Origin of the sequence: Pantoea dispersa, from assembly GCF_035783935.1 — a bacterium.
Lineage (GTDB): Bacteria > Pseudomonadota > Gammaproteobacteria > Enterobacterales > Enterobacteriaceae > Pantoea > Pantoea dispersa_C.
The window spans coordinates 1-2,017 of record NZ_JALKOV010000027.1 but is presented as its reverse complement, the minus strand read 5'-3'; the positions used below and the strand labels follow the sequence as shown (position 1 = coordinate 2,017).

The 2,017-nt window shown below is 54.9% G+C and carries 2 rRNA genes; both read right to left on the bottom strand.

The window, feature by feature from the left end:
- Position 1 precedes the first annotated feature (1 nt).
- Positions 2–117, bottom strand: a 5S ribosomal RNA gene (gene rrf, locus MXF20_RS23175).
- Between the two features lie 222 nt (positions 118–339).
- A 23S ribosomal RNA gene (locus tag MXF20_RS23170) occupies positions 340–2,017 on the bottom strand; the annotation flags it as partial.

Below are 2,017 nucleotides of genomic sequence, written 5' to 3'. Positions count from 1 at the left end.
TGCCTGGCAGTTCCCTACTCTCGCATGGGGAGACCCCACACTACCATCGGCGCTACGGCGTTTCACTTCTGAGTTCGGCATGGGGTCAGGTGGGACCACCGCGCTGTTGCCGCCAGGCAAATTCTTTGTGCCCTGTCCCGCGTCTTTCGCACTGATGCCGCGTTGGCTGCGCTCGCAAAGTCAGTCACATACCTGTGTATGCTCCTTCCTTTCCTTCGCTTGCCGCCTCGCCTCAGCGCAAAATCCTCCGGACTCACGTCCGCAGAACAAAGCTGATTCTTTATCCGTCACAAGCTGAAAATTCTCCGGTCTCTCAGACCAAAACGCCTCTGGCGTTGTAAGGTTAAGCCTCACGGGTCATTAGTACCGGTTAGCTCAACGCATCGCTGCGCTTACACACCCGGCCTATCAACGTCGTCGTCTTCAACGTCCCTTCAGGACCCTTAAAGGGTCAGGGAGAACTCATCTCGGGGCAAGTTTCGTGCTTAGATGCTTTCAGCACTTATCTCTTCCGCACTTAGCTACCGGGCAGTGCCATTGGCATGACAACCCGAACACCAGCGGTGCGTTCACTCCGGTCCTCTCGTACTAGGAGCAACCCCCCTCAATTCTCCAGCGCCCACGGCAGATAGGGACCGAACTGTCTCACGACGTTCTAAACCCAGCTCGCGTACCACTTTAAACGGCGAACAGCCGTACCCTTGGGACCTACTTCAGCCCCAGGATGTGATGAGCCGACATCGAGGTGCCAAACACCGCCGTCGATATGAACTCTTGGGCGGTATCAGCCTGTTATCCCCGGAGTACCTTTTATCCGTTGAGCGATGGCCCTTCCATTCAGAACCACCGGATCACTATGACCTGCTTTCGCACCTGCTCGAGCCGTCACTCTCGCAGTCAAGCTGGCTTATGCCATTGCACTAACCTCCTGATGTCCGACCAGGATTAGCCAACCTTCGTGCTCCTCCGTTACGCTTTGGGAGGAGACCGCCCCAGTCAAACTACCCACCAGACACTGTCCGCAGCCCGGATTACGGGCCTACGTTAGAACATCAAACATTAAAGGGTGGTATTTCAAGGTTGGCTCCACGCAGACTGGCGTCCACGCTTCAAAGCCTCCCACCTATCCTACACATCAAGGCTCAATGTTCAGTGTCAAGCTATAGTAAAGGTTCACGGGGTCTTTCCGTCTTGCCGCGGGTACACTGCATCTTCACAGCGATTTCAATTTCACTGAGTCTCGGGTGGAGACAGCCTGGCCATCATTACGCCATTCGTGCAGGTCGGAACTTACCCGACAAGGAATTTCGCTACCTTAGGACCGTTATAGTTACGGCCGCCGTTTACCGGGGCTTCGATCAAGAGCTTCTCCTTGCGGATAACCCCATCAATTAACCTTCCGGCACCGGGCAGGCGTCACACCGTATACGTCCACTTTCGTGTTTGCACAGTGCTGTGTTTTTAATAAACAGTTGCAGCCAGCTGGTATCTTCGACTGGCTTCGGCTCCGGGAGCAAGTCCCTTCACCTACGCGCCAGCGTGCCTTCTCCCGAAGTTACGGCACCATTTTGCCTAGTTCCTTCACCCGAGTTCTCTCAAGCGCCTTGGTATTCTCTACCTGACCACCTGTGTCGGTTTGGGGTACGATTTCGTGTTACCTGGAGCTTAGAGGCTTTTCCTGGAAGCAGGGCATCAGTTACTTCACCGCCGTAGCGGCTCGTCATCACGCCTCAGTGTTAAAGAAGACCGGATTTGCCTGGTCTTCACACCTGCACGCTTAAACCGGGACAACCGTCGCCCGGATAACCTAGCCTTCTCCGTCCCCCCTTCGCAGTAACACCAAGTACAGGAATATTAACCTGTTTCCCATCGACTACGCTTTTCAGCCTCGCCTTAGGGGTCGACTCACCCTGCCCCGATTAACGTTGGACAGGAACCCTTGGTCTTCCGGCGAGCGGGCTTTTCACCCGCTTTATCGTTACTTATGTCAGCATTCGCACTTCTGATACCTCCAGCA